General features: G+C 65.4%; 18 protein-coding genes. 4 read left to right on the forward strand and 14 right to left on the reverse strand.

The window, feature by feature from the left end:
* The 10 genes from ACQ4WY_RS18160 to ACQ4WY_RS18205 all read right to left on the reverse strand — a co-directional run bounded on the left by ACQ4WY_RS18160 (position 1) and on the right by ACQ4WY_RS18205 (position 8,982).
* The gene (locus ACQ4WY_RS18160) at positions 1 to 933 is read right to left on the reverse strand and encodes a type II secretion system F family protein (RefSeq protein WP_436505448.1); all 933 of its coding nucleotides are present in this window, start codon (positions 931 to 933) and stop codon (positions 1 to 3) included.
* 27 nt (positions 934 to 960) lie between these two features.
* A complete protein-coding gene (locus tag ACQ4WY_RS18165; protein ID WP_436505203.1) occupies positions 961 to 1,929 on the reverse strand; it encodes a type II secretion system F family protein in 969 nt (322 codons plus the stop codon).
* 6 nt (positions 1,930 to 1,935) lie between these two features.
* A complete protein-coding gene (locus tag ACQ4WY_RS18170) occupies positions 1,936 to 3,282 on the reverse strand; it encodes a TadA family conjugal transfer-associated ATPase (protein ID WP_436505449.1) in 1,347 nt (448 codons plus the stop codon).
* Positions 3,283 to 3,344: 62 nt separating this feature from the next.
* Positions 3,345 to 4,505, reverse strand: a complete 1,161-nt coding sequence (locus tag ACQ4WY_RS18175; protein ID WP_353658114.1) for a CpaE/TadZ family protein — start codon at positions 4,503 to 4,505, stop codon at positions 3,345 to 3,347.
* Between the two features lie 37 nt (positions 4,506 to 4,542).
* Positions 4,543 to 4,815, reverse strand: a complete 273-nt coding sequence (locus ACQ4WY_RS18180; RefSeq protein WP_353658115.1) for a hypothetical protein — start codon at positions 4,813 to 4,815, stop codon at positions 4,543 to 4,545.
* 9 nt (positions 4,816 to 4,824) lie between these two features.
* On the reverse strand, positions 4,825 to 6,336 hold the full coding sequence (locus ACQ4WY_RS18185) for a type II and III secretion system protein family protein (RefSeq protein ID WP_436505204.1): 1,512 nt from the start codon (positions 6,334 to 6,336) through the stop codon (positions 4,825 to 4,827).
* A 31-nt stretch (positions 6,337 to 6,367) separates the two neighbouring features.
* Positions 6,368 to 7,195 (reverse strand): Flp pilus assembly protein CpaB, encoded by an 828-nt coding sequence (gene cpaB, locus ACQ4WY_RS18190; RefSeq protein WP_436505205.1) that lies wholly within the window; start codon positions 7,193 to 7,195, stop codon positions 6,368 to 6,370.
* A gap of 42 nt (positions 7,196 to 7,237) precedes the next feature.
* The gene (locus tag ACQ4WY_RS18195; protein ID WP_436505206.1) at positions 7,238 to 7,798 is read right to left on the reverse strand and encodes an A24 family peptidase; all 561 of its coding nucleotides are present in this window, start codon (positions 7,796 to 7,798) and stop codon (positions 7,238 to 7,240) included.
* A gap of 116 nt (positions 7,799 to 7,914) precedes the next feature.
* Complete coding sequence (locus ACQ4WY_RS18200; RefSeq protein ID WP_071650303.1) at positions 7,915 to 8,088, reverse strand: Flp family type IVb pilin; 174 nt, start codon at positions 8,086 to 8,088, stop codon at positions 7,915 to 7,917.
* Between the two features lie 204 nt (positions 8,089 to 8,292).
* The gene (locus tag ACQ4WY_RS18205) at positions 8,293 to 8,982 is read right to left on the reverse strand and encodes a LuxR C-terminal-related transcriptional regulator (RefSeq protein WP_436505207.1); all 690 of its coding nucleotides are present in this window, start codon (positions 8,980 to 8,982) and stop codon (positions 8,293 to 8,295) included.
* Between the two features lie 561 nt (positions 8,983 to 9,543).
* Between ACQ4WY_RS18205 and ACQ4WY_RS18210 the strand changes: the two genes are divergently transcribed.
* The 3 genes from ACQ4WY_RS18210 to ACQ4WY_RS18220 are packed head-to-tail and all read left to right on the forward strand — an operon-like array spanning position 9,544 to position 11,980.
* A complete protein-coding gene (locus ACQ4WY_RS18210; RefSeq protein ID WP_436505208.1) occupies positions 9,544 to 10,032 on the forward strand; it encodes a TadE/TadG family type IV pilus assembly protein in 489 nt (162 codons plus the stop codon).
* A complete protein-coding gene (locus tag ACQ4WY_RS18215; RefSeq protein ID WP_436505209.1) occupies positions 10,032 to 10,637 on the forward strand; it encodes a TadE/TadG family type IV pilus assembly protein in 606 nt (201 codons plus the stop codon). Before ACQ4WY_RS18210 ends, ACQ4WY_RS18215 begins: the two co-directional genes overlap by 1 nt.
* Positions 10,637 to 11,980, forward strand: coding sequence for a vWA domain-containing protein (locus ACQ4WY_RS18220; RefSeq protein WP_436505210.1), 1,344 nt, complete (start codon positions 10,637 to 10,639; stop codon positions 11,978 to 11,980). The genes ACQ4WY_RS18215 and ACQ4WY_RS18220 overlap by 1 nt, the downstream gene beginning before the upstream one ends.
* A gap of 14 nt (positions 11,981 to 11,994) precedes the next feature.
* On the opposite strand, the gene ACQ4WY_RS18225 is transcribed toward ACQ4WY_RS18220, so the two are convergent.
* Positions 11,995 to 13,851, reverse strand: coding sequence for an amidohydrolase (locus ACQ4WY_RS18225; protein ID WP_436505211.1), 1,857 nt, complete (start codon positions 13,849 to 13,851; stop codon positions 11,995 to 11,997).
* Between the two features lie 69 nt (positions 13,852 to 13,920).
* Positions 13,921 to 14,574 carry a hydrolase gene (locus ACQ4WY_RS18230; protein WP_314606887.1) on the reverse strand — a complete coding sequence of 218 codons (654 nt, stop codon included), beginning with the start codon at positions 14,572 to 14,574 and terminating at the stop codon, positions 13,921 to 13,923.
* A 217-nt stretch (positions 14,575 to 14,791) separates the two neighbouring features.
* On the opposite strand from ACQ4WY_RS18230, the gene ACQ4WY_RS18235 reads away from it, so the two are divergent.
* The gene (locus ACQ4WY_RS18235) at positions 14,792 to 15,046 is read left to right on the forward strand and encodes a hypothetical protein (RefSeq protein WP_353658126.1); all 255 of its coding nucleotides are present in this window, start codon (positions 14,792 to 14,794) and stop codon (positions 15,044 to 15,046) included.
* Positions 15,047 to 15,050: 4 nt separating this feature from the next.
* Here ACQ4WY_RS18235 and ACQ4WY_RS18240 read toward each other — a convergent pair whose 3' ends face one another.
* Positions 15,051 to 17,195, reverse strand: a complete 2,145-nt coding sequence (locus tag ACQ4WY_RS18240; protein ID WP_436505212.1) for a TonB-dependent receptor plug domain-containing protein — start codon at positions 17,193 to 17,195, stop codon at positions 15,051 to 15,053.
* A 74-nt stretch (positions 17,196 to 17,269) separates the two neighbouring features.
* On the reverse strand, positions 17,270 to 18,697 hold the full coding sequence (locus tag ACQ4WY_RS18245) for a M56 family metallopeptidase (protein ID WP_436505213.1): 1,428 nt from the start codon (positions 18,695 to 18,697) through the stop codon (positions 17,270 to 17,272).
* Between the last annotated feature and the right edge of the window lies 1 nt (position 18,698).

Raw genomic sequence — 18,698 nt, forward strand, 5'->3', positions numbered from 1 at the left:
TCAGCTGCCACGCATGGCCGGCAGCAGCACGCGGTAAATCTGCAGGAACGCCGGCCCCATCAGCACTACCATCAGCGACGGAAAGATGAAAAAGATCAGCGGAAACAGCAGCTTGAGGGCGATCCTGGCCGCCGTTTCCTCGGCGCGCTGGCGCCGCTTGGTGCGCAGCTGGTCGGACTGCACGCGCAGCGACGCGGCTATGCTCGTGCCGAAGCGCTCAGCCTGGATCAGCAGGGTCACCAGCGCGTCCACATCCTCCACTCCGGTGCGCAGGGCCAGGTTGCGCAAGGCCTTGTCCTTGGCGCTGCCGGCGCGCAGCTCCAAGGTCACCAGTTGCAGCTCTTCGGCCAGGACCGCGCTTTTCAGGCCGATTTCCTGCGCCACGCGCGCCAGTGCGGCATCCATCGCCAGCCCCGCTTCGACACACACCGTCATCAGATCCAGCGCATCGGGAAAGGTCTCGAACACTTCGCGCTGACGCTGCTTCAGGCAGTGCGACAGCCAGACATTGGGCAGGTAATAACCGAGGGCGGCCGCCGCGAGCAGCCACAGCGGCAAATTGTGCCCGCCCTGGCGCAGCAGAAAGTACACCAGCAGCGGCAAGCCCACGAACAAGCCTGTCTTGGCCGCGTAAAACAGCGCGGGCGCGGCCTGGCTGCGCCAGCCGGCATGGACGAAGCGGCTGCGGATGGGCGAACTTTCCCAGCCCTCGTCCGGCAGCGACAGCCTGGCCAGCGGGCGCGTCAGGCTGACGGCGTGCGCCAGCCAGCGCCGCCTGGCATGGCGCTCCCGGTCGCCGGCGGCGCCGGCATCGCCCAGCGCCTGCAGCCGCTCCTGCACCGCACTGCCGGCGAGCAGGCGCAGCACCAGCAAGGCCAGTGCGAAAACAATCAGGAACAGCAGGCCCAGCAAAGCCAACTGCGCCGCACTCATGTTGCTCATCGTGTCGGTTCTTTCATATCACACCCGGATATTGATAATTTTTCTGATGCACAGCACGCCAAGCATCAGCAAGCCCAGCGATACGGCGACCATCTTGCGCCCGCCCCCATCCGTGTACAGCACGGCAATAAATTGCGGATTCATCATGTGCATCATCAGCGCCGCGCCAAACGGCAGCAAGCCCAGGACCCAGGCCGACATGCGCCCTTCGGCCGACAACACGCGCACCTGCCCCAGCAATTTCAGGCGGTCACGGATGATGGCGCTGATGCTGCTCAGCAATTCAGTCAGATTGCCGCCCGTTTCGCGCTGGATCAGCACGGCGATGACGAAATAGCGCAAGTCCGTGCTGGGGACGCGCGCGGCCAGGTTGCCCAGCGCATCGGCCATCGCGACGCCGAAACTGACTTCGTCGAACACGGCGCGGAACTCTTCGGCCAGCGGCCCCGTCATTTCCTCGCCCACCATTTTCAGCGCGGTCGGAAAGGCATGGCCGGCGCGCATGGCGCGACTCATCAGGTCGAGCGCGTCCGGCAGTTGCTGCTCGATGCGCACCAGCCGCTTGCTCCTGGCGCGGCGCACCAGCAGATACGGCAGCACGGCGCCGCCCACACCCAGGCCCAGGCGCACATACCATGGCAGGGGCAGCGCGCTGGCCACCAGCAGGCCGGCCGTCCCGCCAAGTGCGCAATAGCCCAGGAAGCCGGCCACCAGCCAGCGCATGCCCGCCTGCAGCAGCAGTTGCTCGAGGCGCCGCGCGCCGGGCAAGCCTTCCAGCACGCCTTGCAGGAAGGGATAGACGCTCAGCGGGCGCTGCTTGGTGATCGACAGCGCCTGTTCGCCGTCGCTGGCCGTGTACATGGCTTGCAGGCGCCGCGCCACCCGCGCCGCGCCCGCCCCCCGCGCCGCTTGCCACGCCAGCCAGGCGCCAGCCACCAGCAGCAGGACGGCCAGGAAGAGAAACAGATAGACAAGGTAGGAAAGCATGGCGGATCAGCGCCCCGCCGCAGTGGGTTCGAACAGGCCGGCCGACACGCCGATGCCAAAGCTGTTCAGGCGCTCGAGGAAGCGCGGGCGGATGCCGCTGGCCGAGAAGTGCCCGACCACCGCGCCGCCCTCGGCCACGCCGGTCTGCCTGAAACTGAAGATTTCCTGCATCGTGATGACCTCCCCTTCCATGCCCGTGATTTCCTGGATCGACGTGACCTTACGCTTGCCGTCGATCAGGCGCGACACTTGCACCACCACCGACACGGCCGAACTGATCTGCTGCCGGATGGCCTTGCTGGGCAGGTTGGCCGCCGCCATGCTGATCATGTTTTCCAGCCGCGTGATGGCGTCGCGCGGCGTATTGGCGTGGATGGTCGCCATCGAGCCTTCATGGCCCGTGTTCATCGCGCCCAGCATATCGAGCGCCTCGGCGCCGCGCACCTCGCCCAGGATGATGCGGTCCGGACGCATGCGCAGCGCATTGCGCACCAGCGCGCGCTGGCTCACCTCGCCCTTGCCTTCGATATTGGCTGGCCGCGTTTCCAGGCGCACCACGTGTGGCTGCTGCAATTGCAGTTCGGCCGCGTCTTCCACCGTGACGATGCGTTCCGTATGGCCGATAAAGCCGGAAATCACGTTGAGCATGGTGGTCTTGCCGCTGCCCGTGCCGCCGGAAATGAGGATATTCATCTTCGCCTTGCCGAGGCCCTGCAGCACTTCGGCCATCTCGGCCGTCATGCTGTGGTAGGCGACCAGGTCGGCCAGGCGCAGCGGATCGACGGAGAAACGCCGGATCGACATCACCGGGCCGTCGATCGCCAGCGGCGGGATGATGGCGTTGACGCGCGAACCGTCGGGCAGGCGCGCATCGACCATGGGGCTCGATTCGTCGATGCGCCGGCCCACGCGCGAGACGATCTTGTCGATGATTTTCATCAGGTGGGCGTCATCGTCGAAGCTGATGTCGGTCAGCTCCAGGCGGCCGCCGCGCTCCACATAGACCTGCTTGTGGCCGTTGACCAGGATGTCCGACACGCTGGCGTCCGAGAGCAGCGTTTCAAGCGGCCCGAAGCCCAGCATCTCGTGCTGGATGTCGCGCGTCAGGCTCTTGCGCTCGGCGTCGTTGATGACCACCGCCTCTTCGTCCAGCAAGCGCTCGACCAGGCCGCGCAATTCTTCGCGGATGCGCTCCTGCGACAGGCGCTGCATGCTTTCCAGGTCGACCCGTTCGAGCAGCAGCCCATGGATGCGCAGCTTGAGGTCGCGGTAGCCGTGGTTATCGATGGCCGCCATGCGTTGCGGCGCGAGCGCGGCGATCTTGGCGCTGCCGAGCCGTTCGCGGATGGACAAGGCGGCGATGGGGGAACTAGCCATGAAATGCTCCTGTTCTGGGATGGGGATCAAACGCGTGATCAGGCGCGCCGCAGGACGCGGCCCAGCCAGCCCTGGCGCGCCGTGCTGGCCGCGCCGCCGGCCAGGCTGGCGGCGAACTCCTGCAGCGAGCGGGTGATCGGGCTGGCTTTGTCGAGCTGTAAAATCGGCACGCCCTGGTTGACCGAGGCGGCCGCCGAGGCATAGTGATTGGGCACGGTGCGGTAGACCGTCGTGCCATACGCCGCTTCCAGGTCGCGCAAACGGATTTCGCCGCCCTTGTCGTGGCGGTTGACGATGATATGCACCTTGTCCTTCGCGTATTCGAGCGAGCGGAACATGCCCAGCAGGCGCTTGCCGTCGCGGATGTAGGGCAAGGTCGCCTGCAGGACGGGAAAGATCATGTCGGCGTGGTCCAGCGCGCGCACGCTGACGGCGTCAAGGTTGCGGCCCACGTCGAGCACGATGAAATCGTACTGGCGCCTGGCCTGCCGGATGATGGCGTCGATGTGTTCGGGCGCCACTTCGCTGGCGTGGGCCGGGTCTTCGGGCGCAGCCAGCACGCTGTAGTTGGGCAGGATGTGCAGCATGCTCGATCCCAGGAACGAGGAGTCGAGCCGGTGGATGTCGCGCGTCACGTCGGACAGCGTGGCCAGCGGCTTGTTCTCGGAAACGAAGAGCGAGGCGTCGCCAAAATGCAGGTTCATGTCGATCAGGGCAACGCGCTGCTGGCCGCCGGCGGCCAGCGCATAACCGAGGTTGCTGGCAATGAAAGTGGCGCCGCTGCCGCCCTTGCAGGAGATGAAGGCCAGCACCTTGCCGTTGCCATGCTCGCGCCGCTCCAGCTTTTCCTCGATGCGTTCGAGCGCCGCATACAGGCTGGCCGGCGCGGCGGGAAACGGCAGCACGTCGCGCACGCCTGCACGCATGGCCTGCAACAGGAATTCAGGCGCCTGCTGGTGGCACAGCACGATGAAGGCCATGCGCGGATGCAGGTTGCTGAGGCGCTCGATGGCGGCCAGGTCGGCGCCATCGTTCGATGGACGGTCGAAGATCAGCACGTCGGGCAGGGACTGCGCCGCCTGCAGCGGTTCGAGCGTTTCGCCGCCTGCGTTGATCTCGTCGAGCCGATTACGGCTGCGCAGCAGCCGCCCCAGTTCGGACAGCGTTTTTTCATCCCTGGAATTGATGGCGATTTTCACGATATGCCTTGCTTGTTCTGTGGTGACGATGCCAGGTTCACTGGCGCGCCCCGACGCCGATGGTAAAGGCGGCCGCTTGCGGCGCGGGCGCGGCAAAGCTTTTCTGATACGCCGCGTAGGCGGCTTGGGCGGCCTTGCCGTCCATGCCGGCCACGGGGTCGCGGTTCGCGCCCGCCTGCGGCGACAGCACTTGCCGCAGGCGCAGTTGCTCAACGCTGTGGCCGAACTGGCGGTCCAGGTTCGGGGTGGCGGCGCAGCCGCTGGCGGCCAGGGCGGCCAGCAGCACGGAAAGAGAAAGGGAATGCTGCATGATGTGCTCCTATTGAATGTCCGGGCCGGCTGGCGCTGTCTGCGTGGCCGCTTCCTGCCGTGGCCGTGGCGCGGCGGCGCCTTCCATTTTTCCTTGCAAGAAGAACTCGCCGCGGCTGGGCGCCACATAAGCGTCGGTCGGCAACACGATGTCACCGTCGAGCGCGCTGTCGAGCGGCTTGACCAGGTGCGGCGTGATGATGAACACCAGCTCGGTACGGTCGGTCTGGAAATCGCTGCTGCGGAACAGCGCGCCCAGCACGGGGATCTCGCCGAGGAAGGGCAGAGCCTTGATATTGGTCGTCACATTGTTCTTGATCAAGCCGCCAACGGCAAAGCTCTGGCCATCGAACAGCTGCACCGTGGTGGTGGTGCGCCGCGTGGTAAAGGCCGGCAGCACCGCATTGGCGGCGGCGCCCCCGCCGGTGGTGATGCCGATACCTTCGCGGTTCAGCTCCGACACTTCCGGCGCCACCTTCAGGTTGATGCGTCCGCCCTCCAGCACGGTGGGCGTGAACTTGACGGCAATGCCGAATTCCTTTTCCTCCAGCGTGATCTTGTTGGTGGTGCTGTCTTGCGCGACCGGAATGAAAATCTTGCCGCCCGCCAGGAAACTGGCTTCCTGCCCGCTGATGGCCATGATGTTCGGTTCGGCCAGCACCTTGACCAGGCCGTCGCGCTTTTGCGCATCGAGCGTCAGCCCGTTGCCATTCTTGCCGTGCACGGCGCCCAGCTGGCTGGGATTGCCGCTGAGCAGGTTCGACAGCAGGCCGTAAGACCAGTTGCCGCGCGTGCCGCTGATGCCCACGCTGGCGCCCAGCTGGTCGACCAGGGTCTTCGACACTTCGGCGATTTTCACTTCCAGCATGACCTGTTGCGGCGCCGCGATCGACAGCATATTGATGACCTTGACGCCGCTTGCCGCACTGGCGGCGCCGTCGGCCGGCGCGGCCGCTTCGCCGGCGCCGCGCTGCGCATAGGCTTGCGCCATCTCCAGTATCTGGCTGGCCTTGACGCTGTCGCTTACCTGCCCCGACAGCACGATGCTGCCGCCGGCCGCGCCGGCCTTGACGGCACGCTCGCCAGGGAAGACATAGGCCAGTTGCGCCTGCAAGCCTTCGACATCGATCTCGACTTCAATATCGACGATCACGGGGCGCTGCTGCCGGTCCCACAGGATCAGGTTGGTGCTGCCCGGGGCCAGGCCCCAGACGAACAGCTGGCTGGACGAGCCCAGCATCCTGGCGCCGGCCACCCGCGGATCATTGACGGCGATCTGCGACACCGGCAGGCTCAGGCTGCGCAAGGTGGACTTGCCCACGGCGATGCGCACGGGCGCGCCCAGGCGGGCGATATCGGCGCCCAGCGACATGGCCGGCGCCGCGACTGGCGACATGACGGCCTGCCTGGCCGGCGCTGCCGCGATGGCGCTGCCCGGCCAGGCCAGGCCTGCCGCCGCGCCGCCCAGCGCCAGGGCCAGGCGCATGCCCGCACTCGAGGCGTGCTTACGAAATTTGTTCATCGATCATCCTTGCTCGCTTGCCTGCTGATTTTTAAAATTGCTGGACGCTCGTATCCATGCCCTTGATGACGGTGATGCTGTCGCGCGCAGGAGCACGTGCAGGGGTCGTCTGGCGCCGCGCCGCGCGCACCGGCGTGGCCGCCGGCGCCTTCAGTTCCAGCAACGACTCCTTGGTGGCGCCGCCCGTGTTGACGGGCGCCGGATCGACCTGATTGCGCAGCACCAGCGACAGGCTGCCCACGCTGCGCGCCAGGTCCAGCTTTTCCACCTGCTCCGGCGTCAGCTCCAGGGTCACGGCATTGACCACCTTGGGCTTGTTGTCGTCGCGGCCGGACTCCTGCGCCACGGCCAGCACCAGGATGCGTTCAAGCACGATCTTGGAAATGGCCAGTGGCCCGCCGCCCGCCGGCCTGGCGCGGTCATCCTGCGTATGGACGAGGATGTCGACGAAATTGCCCGGCAGGGCGAAGCCGGCCACACCCACCACGTCATTGACGCGCACGGTCATGGCGCGCTTGCCGGCAGCCACGATGGCCGACAGGCCGCCGGTGGCGCCGGGCGGCGCGAGCTTGCTTTCCAGGACAGGCTCGCCCCTGCTGACGGCGGTGCGCGTGATGCGCCCGTCGAGCGCGCCGGTCTCGCCAAACGCCCCCGGCGGCATGGCGCCCGCTGGCCAGTCCATGCCGCGCAGCATGGCCGGCGTCACCTTCGCGCCCACACCGATATCGACCAGCGCGACCATCACCGTCTGGCTGGCCGGCGCGCCTTGTCCTGACATCCAGCGCGCCGCCGCCAGCACGGCGCCCCCCGCCATCAGCAACGCCAGCAGCAGCACGATCGCAACGCGGCTATTTCTCATGATTTTTCCTCTTGGTAAAACATGGGTTTCCGGACGGGCACATCACGCATACCCGCCGGCCGCCAGGGCCAGCCAGATGGCGGTGCCGGCGGCAATGGCGATCGCGTACGGCAAGTTGCCGCCCGGCGCGGCGGGCGCGCCGACCTGCGGCACTTCGCCTGCCGCGGCGCGCAGCCAGCCTTGCAACAGCAATTGCCGGGCATTGGCCATGGCCTGGCGCAGCGTGCCCTGGCACAGGGCGACGACCAGCGCCAGCACGCCGCCCGCGAGCAGGCTGCACAGTACGGCAAACACGGCGGGGCGCGGACCAAGAAAGGCCCCCACCATCGCCATCAGCTTGACGTCGCCCGCGCCCAGCGCCTTCAGCGCATACATGGGCAGCAGCAAGCCCAGGCCGACGGCCAGGCCGCCCAGCGCCAGCCACGGCCCGGCCGGCGTCACCCCGGGCAACGCCAGGCTGTTGAGCAGCACGCCAAGCAAGGCGCCGGAAAACACCAGCCGGTTGGGAATGCGCCGGCGGCGCACGTCATGCCAGACAGCCGCGGCAAGCAGCCCCCACAAGACTATGGCGGGGCTGAACGTCCAGAAAGAATGAGGGTCCATCGTGTACCTGATGCAAGCCGACCGCATGACAGCATGCGCATCGTTGGGCGGGAGGTCGACAGGCCGGTCCGCATGGGTAGCCGGCCTGTCGGGGTGCAGCGCGGTGGGCAGGCGCCTTAAATCGCCGCGCCCGTCAGCTTGGTGCCGATCGCCTTGAAGGCGCCATCGAGGCCGGTGGTGAAATAGCCGACAGCCGTTACCAGCGCCGCAGCCACCAGCGCAGCGATCAACGCATATTCGATGGCAGTCACGCCATCTTCTTCGGCGATAAAGTTTTTAATGAAATTCATATTATTCCCTTTCAGGTCAAGTTTTAAACATGATAAAAACTGAAAATACAGTCTGAAAATAAAAACATTCTCTCTGTTTTTATTTGCCAATTTCTGATGCGTGTATTTTATATAAACAAACATTAAATCGAATCAGAGAAAAGTCATTTTATGCGCAGTACAAACCATCTTAATTTTTTGTTCATAAACAGGACATATGTACTGTCATTCCGCAGGTATGGGCTCGGCCAGCCGGTTGCGGGTGGCGTACACATATAATTCCAGGCGGTTGGTGACATCGAGCTTGCTGTAGATCGATGTCAGATGATTACGCAAGGTTTGCTCCGAGATAAAAGCGCGCTGGGCTATCGCGCGGTTCAGCGCGCCATTTCCTTCCACCATCATGGCAACGATCTTGCGCTCCTTCAGCGTCAGCCTGGCGATCCGCTGCTCTTCCGGATCGGGCGCCGCTTCCGGCTTGTTCAGCACTCCCAGCATGCTGTCGAGCAGTGCCGGATCCAGGCACAATTCGCCTTGATGCAGGCGGGCGATGGCGTCGACCATTTGCTTGACCGGCGTTTCCTTGCCCATCACCGCGCGCGCGCCACTGCGCACGGCGCGCCCGCATGCGGCCTGGTCCTGCGTGCCGCTGAACAGCAATGCCCGCGACACGCCATTGCCGAGCAGCTCAGGCAGATAATCGATGGCGCAGGCGCCGCCGCAGCCAAGATCGGCGTCGAGCACGATGACGTCGGGACACAGTGTCCGGGCCAGCAGCAGCGCGCCGTCGATCTCGGTGGAGCTGGCCACCACCTGCATCGCCGGCTGGGCGCCGGCGAGCAACTGCTCCAGGCCCCACAGCCAGGTCTTGTGGTCCGACACCAGCATGACGCGTATGACATTTTTTGTTGACATGCTTTACCTCTTTACTTGAAGCCCACTCCCATCGGGGGAATGTTGTTGATCCGAATCGGGTTGCCTGCCTCGTCCGCGCGCGCCATGTGCTGTCGCGCGCAGGGGAAAGAAGTCATGGGGGCACAAAGGAAGAGGCCTTGGGCCGGCACGCGCAAACGCGGTGCGTGACCCAGGCCAGCGGTCGCCGCATGGCGGGCGTGTGCCGATGAATGGGCAGCGCGGCCAGGGCGGGCGCGCCGCGGGCGCGCCATCGCTGCTGCCACCGCTGCTGTTGCTTACATTGCAGCATTTTTGTTGAATCACCTTGCAAAACAAGTCCTTGCCTGCACGCAGGACAATCCTGACACCAGGCCTGTTTTCATACCCGCGCATATTACCCCCGGCCCTGTAGGGACGGGGCCGGCACACTTGAAATAAGGCAGTTAATTACGATTATCTTGACCTGTAATAATTTAAATGGCGGCCACACCCTTGAAAATCGATATAGAATAATCGCCAGTCAAATGGCGCAATGCCAGCCGCCCGACATTCGTCATCGCGGAACTTAACCGGATTATTCCCATGCGTTTAAAACAGGCCGATTCCCGCATATTCCGCAAGCAAAGCGGACAGGGCGGCACCACCCTGCTTGAATTGGCCCTGATAACACCGGTCTTTCTCCTGCTGATAATCGGCATCATCGAATTGAGCATGGCTTATTTTGCCAATATGACCATGCAGCACGCGGTACGCGAAGGCGCCCGCTATGCCGTCACGGGAGCCAAAGACCTCGATCCCGACAGCGCCAACCAGCAGCGCTACCAGGCCGTGATGCAAAAAATACGCGACAGTTCCATGGGCATGTATGACAAGGTCGGCCCCGTGATCTCCGTCAACGGCAGCGATGCGGTCGGCGCCGCCATGTTCGGCCAGGCCGGCGATATCGTCGTCATTTCCGTCGATTGCCGCTGGGCGTTTGCCACGCCCATGGTCAAGGCCCTGTTCCGCGATGGCAAGGCGCATTTCGTGGTGGCTGCCACCATGCGCAATGAAAGCTTTGGCGGCCTGTGATGCGCATCCACCCTCCCGCGCCGCGCGCCATGCGCGGCATCGCCGCCGTGGAATTTGCCATCGTGCTGCCCTTGCTGGCCTTGCTGCTGTTCATGGTGGTCGACCTGTCGCGCGCCATCCAGGCCAAGACCATCCTGCTCAACATCAGCCGCGAAGGCGCCAACCTGGCTTCGCGCTCCACGTCCGACCTGAGCGGCTCGAGCCAGAACATCATGAATGCGCTGGCGGCCAGCACGCCGCCGCTGGACATGCCGGCGCGCGGCATGATCTATATCACCAAGATCATGGGCTACACGGCGAAGAACGGCTTGCGCAATATCGTGCTGGAACAGTATCGCTGGGATGCCGGCGCGAAGGCCAGCGGCTACCTGCCCGCCAGCCAGGTGTGGCAGTGCGGCAGCTGGAGCAATGGCACGTGCACCGGTATCGCCAAGGACGAGTATGCGCCCACGGTGCCGTTGATGCGTACGCAGCTGGCGGACGGCGAACTGATCTACGCCGTGGAAACTTTCTACAATTTCGACATGCTGTTCGGCACATTGAAATTTGGCAATAGCACGACGCCCGTGCTGGGCCCCAACCTCACTTCGATGACGGTATTCTGATGCGCATTCCACACAAGCGGCAAGGCGGGCAAGTGCTGGTCATGGTGGCGCTGTCGGCCATCGTGCTGGTCGCCTCGGTGGGCCTGGCCGTCGATTCGGCCCTCGGCTACTTCGTCAAGGCCAAGCTCAATGCGGCCGTCGATGCCGCCAGCCTGGCGGCGGCGCGCGGCGTCACGGCAGGCAGTTCGGAAGAGGAACAGCGGGCCAGTGCGCGCCAGTCGGCCAAGAATTTTTTTGACATCAATTATCCTGATCAGTTCCTGCTGTCGACGCCGACCCTGCATCCGGTCGACGTCACGTTCAGCAAGGGCACCGTCACCATCGACGTCTCGGCCAGCGCCTCTCTGCCCGTCTCGCTGATGGGCGTGCTCGGCTTCAAGACCCTGAACGTGGCCGCCAGCGCGCAAACCATCCGCAAGGATCTGGACATGGTGCTGGTGATGGATACGTCGCGCTCACTGGAAAACAATGCCGACGCCGTGCAGGCGGCGGGCAAGTCCTTCCTGAACAAATTCAACTCCACGGTCGACCGGGTCGGCTTGCTGCACTTCGCTTCGGAAGCGCAAATCGATGTCCCGATCAGGCAGATCGAGCGCGGTTTCGACCGCGCCAGCATGACCATGAAAGGTGGAAAGATCGATCAATTCACCTTTGTCGGCGGCACCAATTCATCCGCTGGCATGTTCCAGGCACGCAAACAGTTGAACGACATCGCACAGGCCAACCGCTCCAGCCTGCGCGTCATCGTGTTTTTTTCCGATGGCTCGCCTGCCGCCTTTTCCTCGTACTTCCCCAACACCGGCGACAGGTGCCAGACGGCGGGCGCGCTGGCCACCTTCACGAAACTGCAAACCCCGGCGCTGGCCGGCCTGTACAGGATGAAAGTGAGCGATTCACTCCAGTACGGCGATTGCGCCGCCACGCAGATCACCGCGCTTCCCGCATGGTATAACGCGAATAATGACGCCGCCCCGCTGCGCGAATTTCCCATCGTCACCAACACGCCCCGCGTCGTGACCGCTTCCGTCGCCTCGGCGCAGGCGCAATGGACAAATGTGCACCGCGCCTCGCGCAACCTGGTCGAAGCGATGGCGGCAAAAGCGCGCCAGGAAGGCATTTACGTGTTTACCCTGGGCATGGGCGCCTCGCTGAAAGCCAAGGAAGGACCGGACAACGAACTCGGCGAAGACTTGCTGCGCTGCCTGGCCAATGCGCCCGATGCGAAAGCGACTTGCCGCAAACCGGCCGAACCCGTGGGCCTGTACTGCTACGCGGCCACCGAAAGCGAGCTGAGCCCCTGCTTTACCCGGCTCGCCTCCGCCATTTTGCGCATTTCCAAGTAAGCCCCGGCCGCTTGCTAGAAAGCGAAGCAGCTGCAGCCCAAGGTGCCCCAGAAGCCGGAAAAGTCGGCAATCGGCACGGCCGATTTGCGCGCCCGGTCGTGGGCATGCGCATGCACGCCGCAGGCGCCCGCGCACTGGTGCGGCAGCATGGCTTGCGTTTGCGCCGGCCTGGCCACGGGCCGGTAATGGCCGGGCACGGTGCGCACGGGCGACCACTCGGGCAGCACGGGAATCGGTGGCGGCGCCAGTGTCGTGAATTCCGCCTGGCCGTAGACGATCTTGCCGCCCACCATGGTCAGTACGGACTCGATGGACTTGATCGCCTCCTCCGGCACGGTGAAATAATCGGCCGACAGTACACTCAGGTCGGCCAGCATGCCCTCGCTGATGCGGCCCTTCTTGCCTTGCTCACTGGAGAACCAGGCGCTGCCCGCCGTCCACAGTTCCAGCGCCGTGTCGCGTGACAATCTGCCCGCCGCATCCGTCAGGGCCAGGCCGCCCACGGTGCGCCCCGATACCAGCCAGTACAGCGCCGTCCACGGGTTGTAGCTGGCGACCCGCGTGGCGTCCGTGCCACCGCCCACGGGCACGCCCGCGTCCAGCATGCGCTGCACGGGCGGCGTGGCCTTGGCTGCGTCGGCACCGTAACGCTCGACAAAATATTCGCCCTGGAAGGCCATGCGGTGCTGGATGGCCAGGCCGCCGCCCAGCGCCTTGACCCTGTCGATATTCCTTGGACTGATAGTTTCCGCATGGTCGAACAGCCAGTGCAGGCCGCCGAACGGCGTATCGCGGTTGACCTTTTCGAAGACGTCGAGCATGCGGCTGATCGATTCGTCATAGGTGGCGTGCAGGCGGAACGGCCAGCGCTGCTCGACCAGATGGCGCACGACCTTTTCCAGCTCGTCTTCCATACCAGCCGCCAGCTCCGGGCGCGGCTCGAGGAAATCCTCGAAGTCGGCGGCGGAAAACACCAGCATTTCGCCGGCGCCGTTGTGGCGATAGAAATCCGTGCCGTCGCCCGGTTTGAGCATGCCCGTCCACTTCTGGAAGTCCTGCAATTCCGAGCCCTTGTTTTGCGTGAACAGGTTGTAGGCGATGCGGATGGTCAGCTGCTCTTTTTGCGCCAGCTCGTCGACGACGGCGTAATCCTCGGGATAATTCTGGAAGCCGCCGCCCGCGTCGATGGCGCTGGTGATGCCGAGGCGGTTCAATTCGCGCATGAACTGGCGCGTGGAATTGACCTGCAATTCCAGCGGCAGCTTCGGGCCTCTCGCCAGGGTCGCATACAAGATCATGGCGTTCGGGCGGGCAATCAGCAGGCCGGTCGGGTTGCCTGCCCCGTCGCGCACGATTTCGCCGCCCGGCGGGTTCGGCGTATTTTTATCGTAGCCGACGGCGCGCAGGGCGGCGCGGTTCAGCAAGGCGCGGTCGTACAGGTGCAGGATGAAGACGGGGGTATCGGGCGCGGCCGCGTTGATTTCCTCGAGGGTCGGCATGCGCTTTTCCGCGAACTGGAATTCCGTCCAGCCGCCCACCACGCGCACCCATTGCGGGTTCGGCGTGCGCAGCGCCTGTTCTTTCAACATGCGCAAGGCGTCTGCCAGCGAGGGCACGCCTTCCCAGCGCAATTCCAGGTTGTAGTTCAAGCCGCCGCGGATCAGGTGCAGGTGCGAGTCGTTCAGGCCGGGAATGACCGTGCGGCCATCGAGGTCGATTACCTGCGTGGCGGGGCCGCGATGACGCATCACGTCTTCAACGTCGCCCACGGCGAGAAATTTGCCATCGGCGATGGCAACGGCGGACGCCAGCGGCTGCGTCCTGTCGACCGTGTGGAAACGGCCATTGAGCAAGATCGTGTTTGCGTGCATGGGAACTCCCGAATCAGGTGAAAAAACGGCCCCGCCTGCTTGCGGCGCGGCCGGGGCATCAGTGAAAAATCAATGGCCTTCGCTGGCGTTGAACATGGATTTGGCGTAGATCAGGCCCAGGCCATAGCCGCCGCCGTGCGCCACGGCCGTCGCCACCGTCTCGTTGTAGGTCTCGCTGCGGGCCCAGTCGCGCTGCAGTTCCAGCAAATATTGCACGGACGTCATCGGCTGCGCGCCCGCCTGTATCATGCGCTGCATGGCCATCGCATGGGCTTCATCGGAGACGTCGCCGCTGGCATCGGCAATCACATAGACTTCAAAACCCTGCTCCAGCGCCGACAGCGCGGGGCCGACGATGCAGACGGAGGTCCACAGGCCGGCCAGCACGATCTTGCCCTTGCCGTAGCCATTCACCTTGTCGGCGATGCGCGCATCTTCCCAGGTGTTCATGCTGGTGCGGTCGATCGGCGCCTGCTCGGGGAAGACGGACTGGATTTCATCGAAGATCGGACCGGAGAACGATTTGGCGGCCACCGTCGTCAAAATCGTCGGCACCTTGAATTCGGCCGCCGCCTTGGCCACCAGGGCCGCATTGTTGCGCAGCAGGGCCAGGTCGATGGAACGGGTGGCAAATGCCATCTGCGACTGGTGGTCGATCATGATCAGGGTATGATCGTTCGGGGTCAGCAGTTTTTGTGCGGCTTGGGCGGTGGCGATAGGCATGATGTTTTCCTTAGTGAAAATAATTGAATATAAAAAGGGATGTCGTTGTACGGTGCTTCTGCTCCTGCCCTTGCGTTACGCTGTGTGTGCCGGGCCAGTGCTATGCAGTATGGACGAGATACTTTGAAAACAAAAACGGAAAGAATGCCAAGCTATATGCAATTTTTTCGATGATACAAAATAAGCGCAACAGCCACCCGCACATCAAGGAGGAAACATGGGATTTGAATTCAGGATCACGGCCAGCCTGACGCAGGAACAGCGCCAGCACCTCGCGCAATTGCCAGAGTTGGCGGCGCCGGCGCCGCGCCCGCCCGGCAGCGCCAGGCCCGACACCGAAGCCAGGCTGACGGACGCCGGCCTGTATGTTTGCCAGCACCTGCGCCCGGACCCGTGGCACGGCCTGGCCGCCCTGCGCGCCTGGCTCGATGCGCAGGGCGTGGATTACGTCGTCGCGGAAATCGACGACTAAGAGCCTACAGGGAGCCTTCGAGCATGACGCGCAGCGTGCGGTAGCTGCGCGTATCGACCGTGCGCAGCAGGCTGCCGGCGCCATCCGCATACAGGCTGCGCGTGCGCTCAAGCTGCCGCAGCAGATTGGCGCCCGACAGGCGCAGGCGCAGCTGGTCGCTGAACTTCCACAACGCGTACAGATCCAGTTCGCGCCGGGCGCCCTGCCAGGCCAGGAGCTGCTTCGATGCGCGCGACAGTCCACCGCCCTGGTAATGCAGATTGCCGCCCAGGGTCAACGGCTTGCTGGCCAGGCGGTAATCCGCGCCCAGGTTGGCGCTCCACGGCAACTGCTCATCGAGGCGGTTGTCCGGGCCGGCGACGGCATCCACCGTCGACCAGTTGCGCGCCACGTTTGCCCGCAGGTCCAGCGCCGGGGCGCCCGCCAACAGCGCCGTCAACGGCAACTTCGCTTCCAGTTCGATGCCGCGCACCTGCGCGCTGCCATGGTTGACGGGCGTAGCCACCCAGCGCCCATTGTCCTGGTACAGCCGGTCCAGCATCACGTCATCGATGCGCCGCAGCGAGGCGCTGGCGCCCAGCATGGCGCCCTCTGCCCCGCCTCCCAGGTAGTACTCATAGGCCGCATCGAGCCCCCACGCCAGTTCCGGGCGCAGCGCCGGGTTGCCCTGGTTGTCGGGATTCGCGGGGCTATTGCCGTTGTCGTTGAGGTAGGGGCGCGGGATCAGCTGGAAAATCTGCGGCGCCTTGTAGGTGCGCGTGACGGCCAGGCGCAGCTGATCCTTGCCAGCGAACTTCCACAGGCTTTGCAGCACGGGGCTCCACACTTGCGCGCGCACGTCGACGGGGCCAGCGCCACCGGTGGCGCTGGCCGTACGCCAGGTTTCCCAGCGCAGCCCCAGATACAGCGACCAGCGCGCGGAGACTTCCCATTCATCCTGCGCGAACAGGGCCACGCGCCGCACCGTGGTCGCATAGTCTTCGTCCGGCAGCACAGGCGGCCCGCCCGGCGACAGCTGGCGCTCGCGGCGAAACTCCGCGCGCCGCCGGTGACCCGCATCCCAGCCCGCCGCCAGCGCGTGGCCCTCGCCCAGCGTCCGGCGATAGGTGCCGCTGGTCTGCACGCCCACCTCGTCCACGCCCGCATCGACCCGGCGCACATTCGCCGGCCCGGGCGCCGCGCCGACACCCTGGAACAGGTAGTCGCTGCCGCGGTGGTTGACATCGAGGCCCAGTTTCATATCGAGGCTGGCCCCCTGTCCGAGCTTGCGCAGCCAGTGCAGATCGCTGCGCACGGTGCCGCTGTCCTGCCTGAAGGTGGCGTCATTGTCCGGATAGTCGGTATGGCCGCCCAGGTAAGCCGTTTCCACCACCTGGCGGCGGCTGGCCACGCGGCGCAAGTTGACCAGGCTTTGCCAGGCCAGACTATCCTCGCCCGCCAGCGCCCATTGCAAACGGGGCGCCAGCTCGAAGGTATCGCTCGTCACGCGCTCCGTCAGCGGCATATGGCGCACCACCGTGGGCCTGCCATCCGCATCGTATGCGCGGTTCCATTCATCGAGCAAGCCCCGGCGCCCCGTGTGAGCGAGCGTGCCGGCCAGCGCGTAAGACAGGCGCCCGTCCTTGTCCGCCCACTGCACGGTGGCGCTGCCGGCGGGCATGCCATGGCTGGCGGACGCCCCCAGCTTGAAGGTGCGCTCGCGCCGCTTGCCCGATTTTTTCAGCACGATGTTGATGGAACCGGCAATCGCCTGGGCAGAAAATTGCGCCGTGGCGGCGCGCATGATTTCCACGCGCTCGACCAGTTCCGGGTCCAGAGAGTCGAGCGAAAAACCGGGCGGCACGGGCACGCCGTCGAGCATGACGAGGGTATAACCCTGGCCCAGCCCGCGCAGCTGGATTTGCCCGCCCTGCCCCGGGCCGGCGGGCGCGCCGATGCTGATGCCGGGCAGACGCTTCAAGGCATCGGCCAGGACGCGGTCGCCCTGGCGTATCAATTCCTCGTGACCGACGACGATGGCGGCGACGGTGTCGTTGCGGCGCTGATCCACTGTGCCGGCATTGACCGTCACGGAAGGGAGGACGTCTTCGGCACGGACGTGCGCCGTCAACGGCAGCGCAAGGCTGCACAATAGAATACTCAATCGCATGGGGAATCCTGAAAGGTCTGTGGTGGTGTCGGCTTGTTCGCTCGTGCGCTCAGCCGACCTGCGGCCAGCTCACGCTAATGGCCGAATTGTTCCTTGCGCAGGCGCAGGGCGCGCGCGGTGGAGTTGGCATCGAGATCGGCCAGCCACTGTTGCGGATCCTGCAGGCGCCCGTCGCGGGTCACCTCGAAATGCAAATGCGGCCCCGTCGCCAGACCGGTGGCGCCCACCGTGCCGATGGCCTGCCCTGCCGTGACGGCCATGCCGGTCGTGAGCGTGACCCGGTCGAGATGGGCATACAGCGACTCGATGCCGCCGCCATGGTCGATGCGCACGGCCTTGCCAAGGCGCGCATCTACACTGACGCTGGCGATGCCATCGGCCGCCGCATGCACGGGCGTGCCGCGCCTGGCGCCCATATCGATGCCGCTATGGCCTTGTGGCGTCAACTGGCGCACCACGCCAAAGAAGCCGGTCACACGCATGCTGTCCAGGGGATTGCGCCAGACAGCTGGCGCCGTCGCCGGAGCGGCGAGCGTGGCTGCCGGCGTGGCTGCCACGGCCCACGCCAGTGCCGGCTGCAGCGCCAGGCTGGCCGCGCCGATCGCACACAGCAGCAGCGCCATCAGCGCCCGCAAGGCCACGGGTGGGCGTCGCTGCCCCTCACGCATGCGCAGCAGGCGCTCGGCCATGCGGCCACCGCCAAAGGCCAGCCCCGGCAGCGGCTGCGCCTGCAGCCCCAGCTGCTTGACCAGGGCCGCCGCATATTGCTGGCACTGGCGCGGGGCGCGGCCGGCCAGTACCTCGCGGTCGCAACCGAGCTCTTGCGCCCAAGCCAGCTGACCGGCCAGCCAGCGCGCGGCCGGATTGAACCACAGCAACGCCTGCAGCATGCTGGCCAGCAGCAGGAGCAAGGGGTCGCGCCGGCGTGCATGGGTCAGCTCATGGGCGATCACCAACTGCTGCTGTTCCGGCGTAAATTGCGCCAGGTGCGCCGGCAACAGCAAGCGCGGCCGCCACACGCCCACCAGCATCGGCGAGATAGGCGCATCCACTTCCAGCACATCCATGCCATGCAGCCGGCGGCGCCGCGCCATCTGCAGCAAGGTGCGCACCATGGCGTGGCCACGCTGCCAGCGCCAGGCCGCGCAAGCGACGCCCAGCACATAGATCAGGCCCCAGGCGGGTGGCACCAGGGCCAGCCACGCAGCAGCGGATGGCAGCCCGGCAGCTGGCGCAGCCATGGCCTTTGGCACGTCGGGCGCTGCGCTGGCCAGGAAAACGGGCACGCTCACCTCGGGCACCACGCTCAGCTGCCGCGTGTCGGGCAGCAGCGGCAGCACAAACACGGCGGCCAGCACCAGCTGGGCGCCCAGCCACACGCTGCGCTGCGCCGCCAGCGCGGGCCAGCGCCGCTGCGCCAGGCTCAGCATTGCCCACAGCAGCGGGCCGGTCACGAGACAGGCGGCGCTGGCCTGCAACAGCGTGAGAGAAAACAGCAGCATC

Origin of the sequence: Janthinobacterium salmonicoloratum, from assembly GCF_051380845.1 — a bacterium.
In the GTDB taxonomy this organism is placed as follows: domain Bacteria; phylum Pseudomonadota; class Gammaproteobacteria; order Burkholderiales; family Burkholderiaceae_D; genus Janthinobacterium; species Janthinobacterium lividum_F.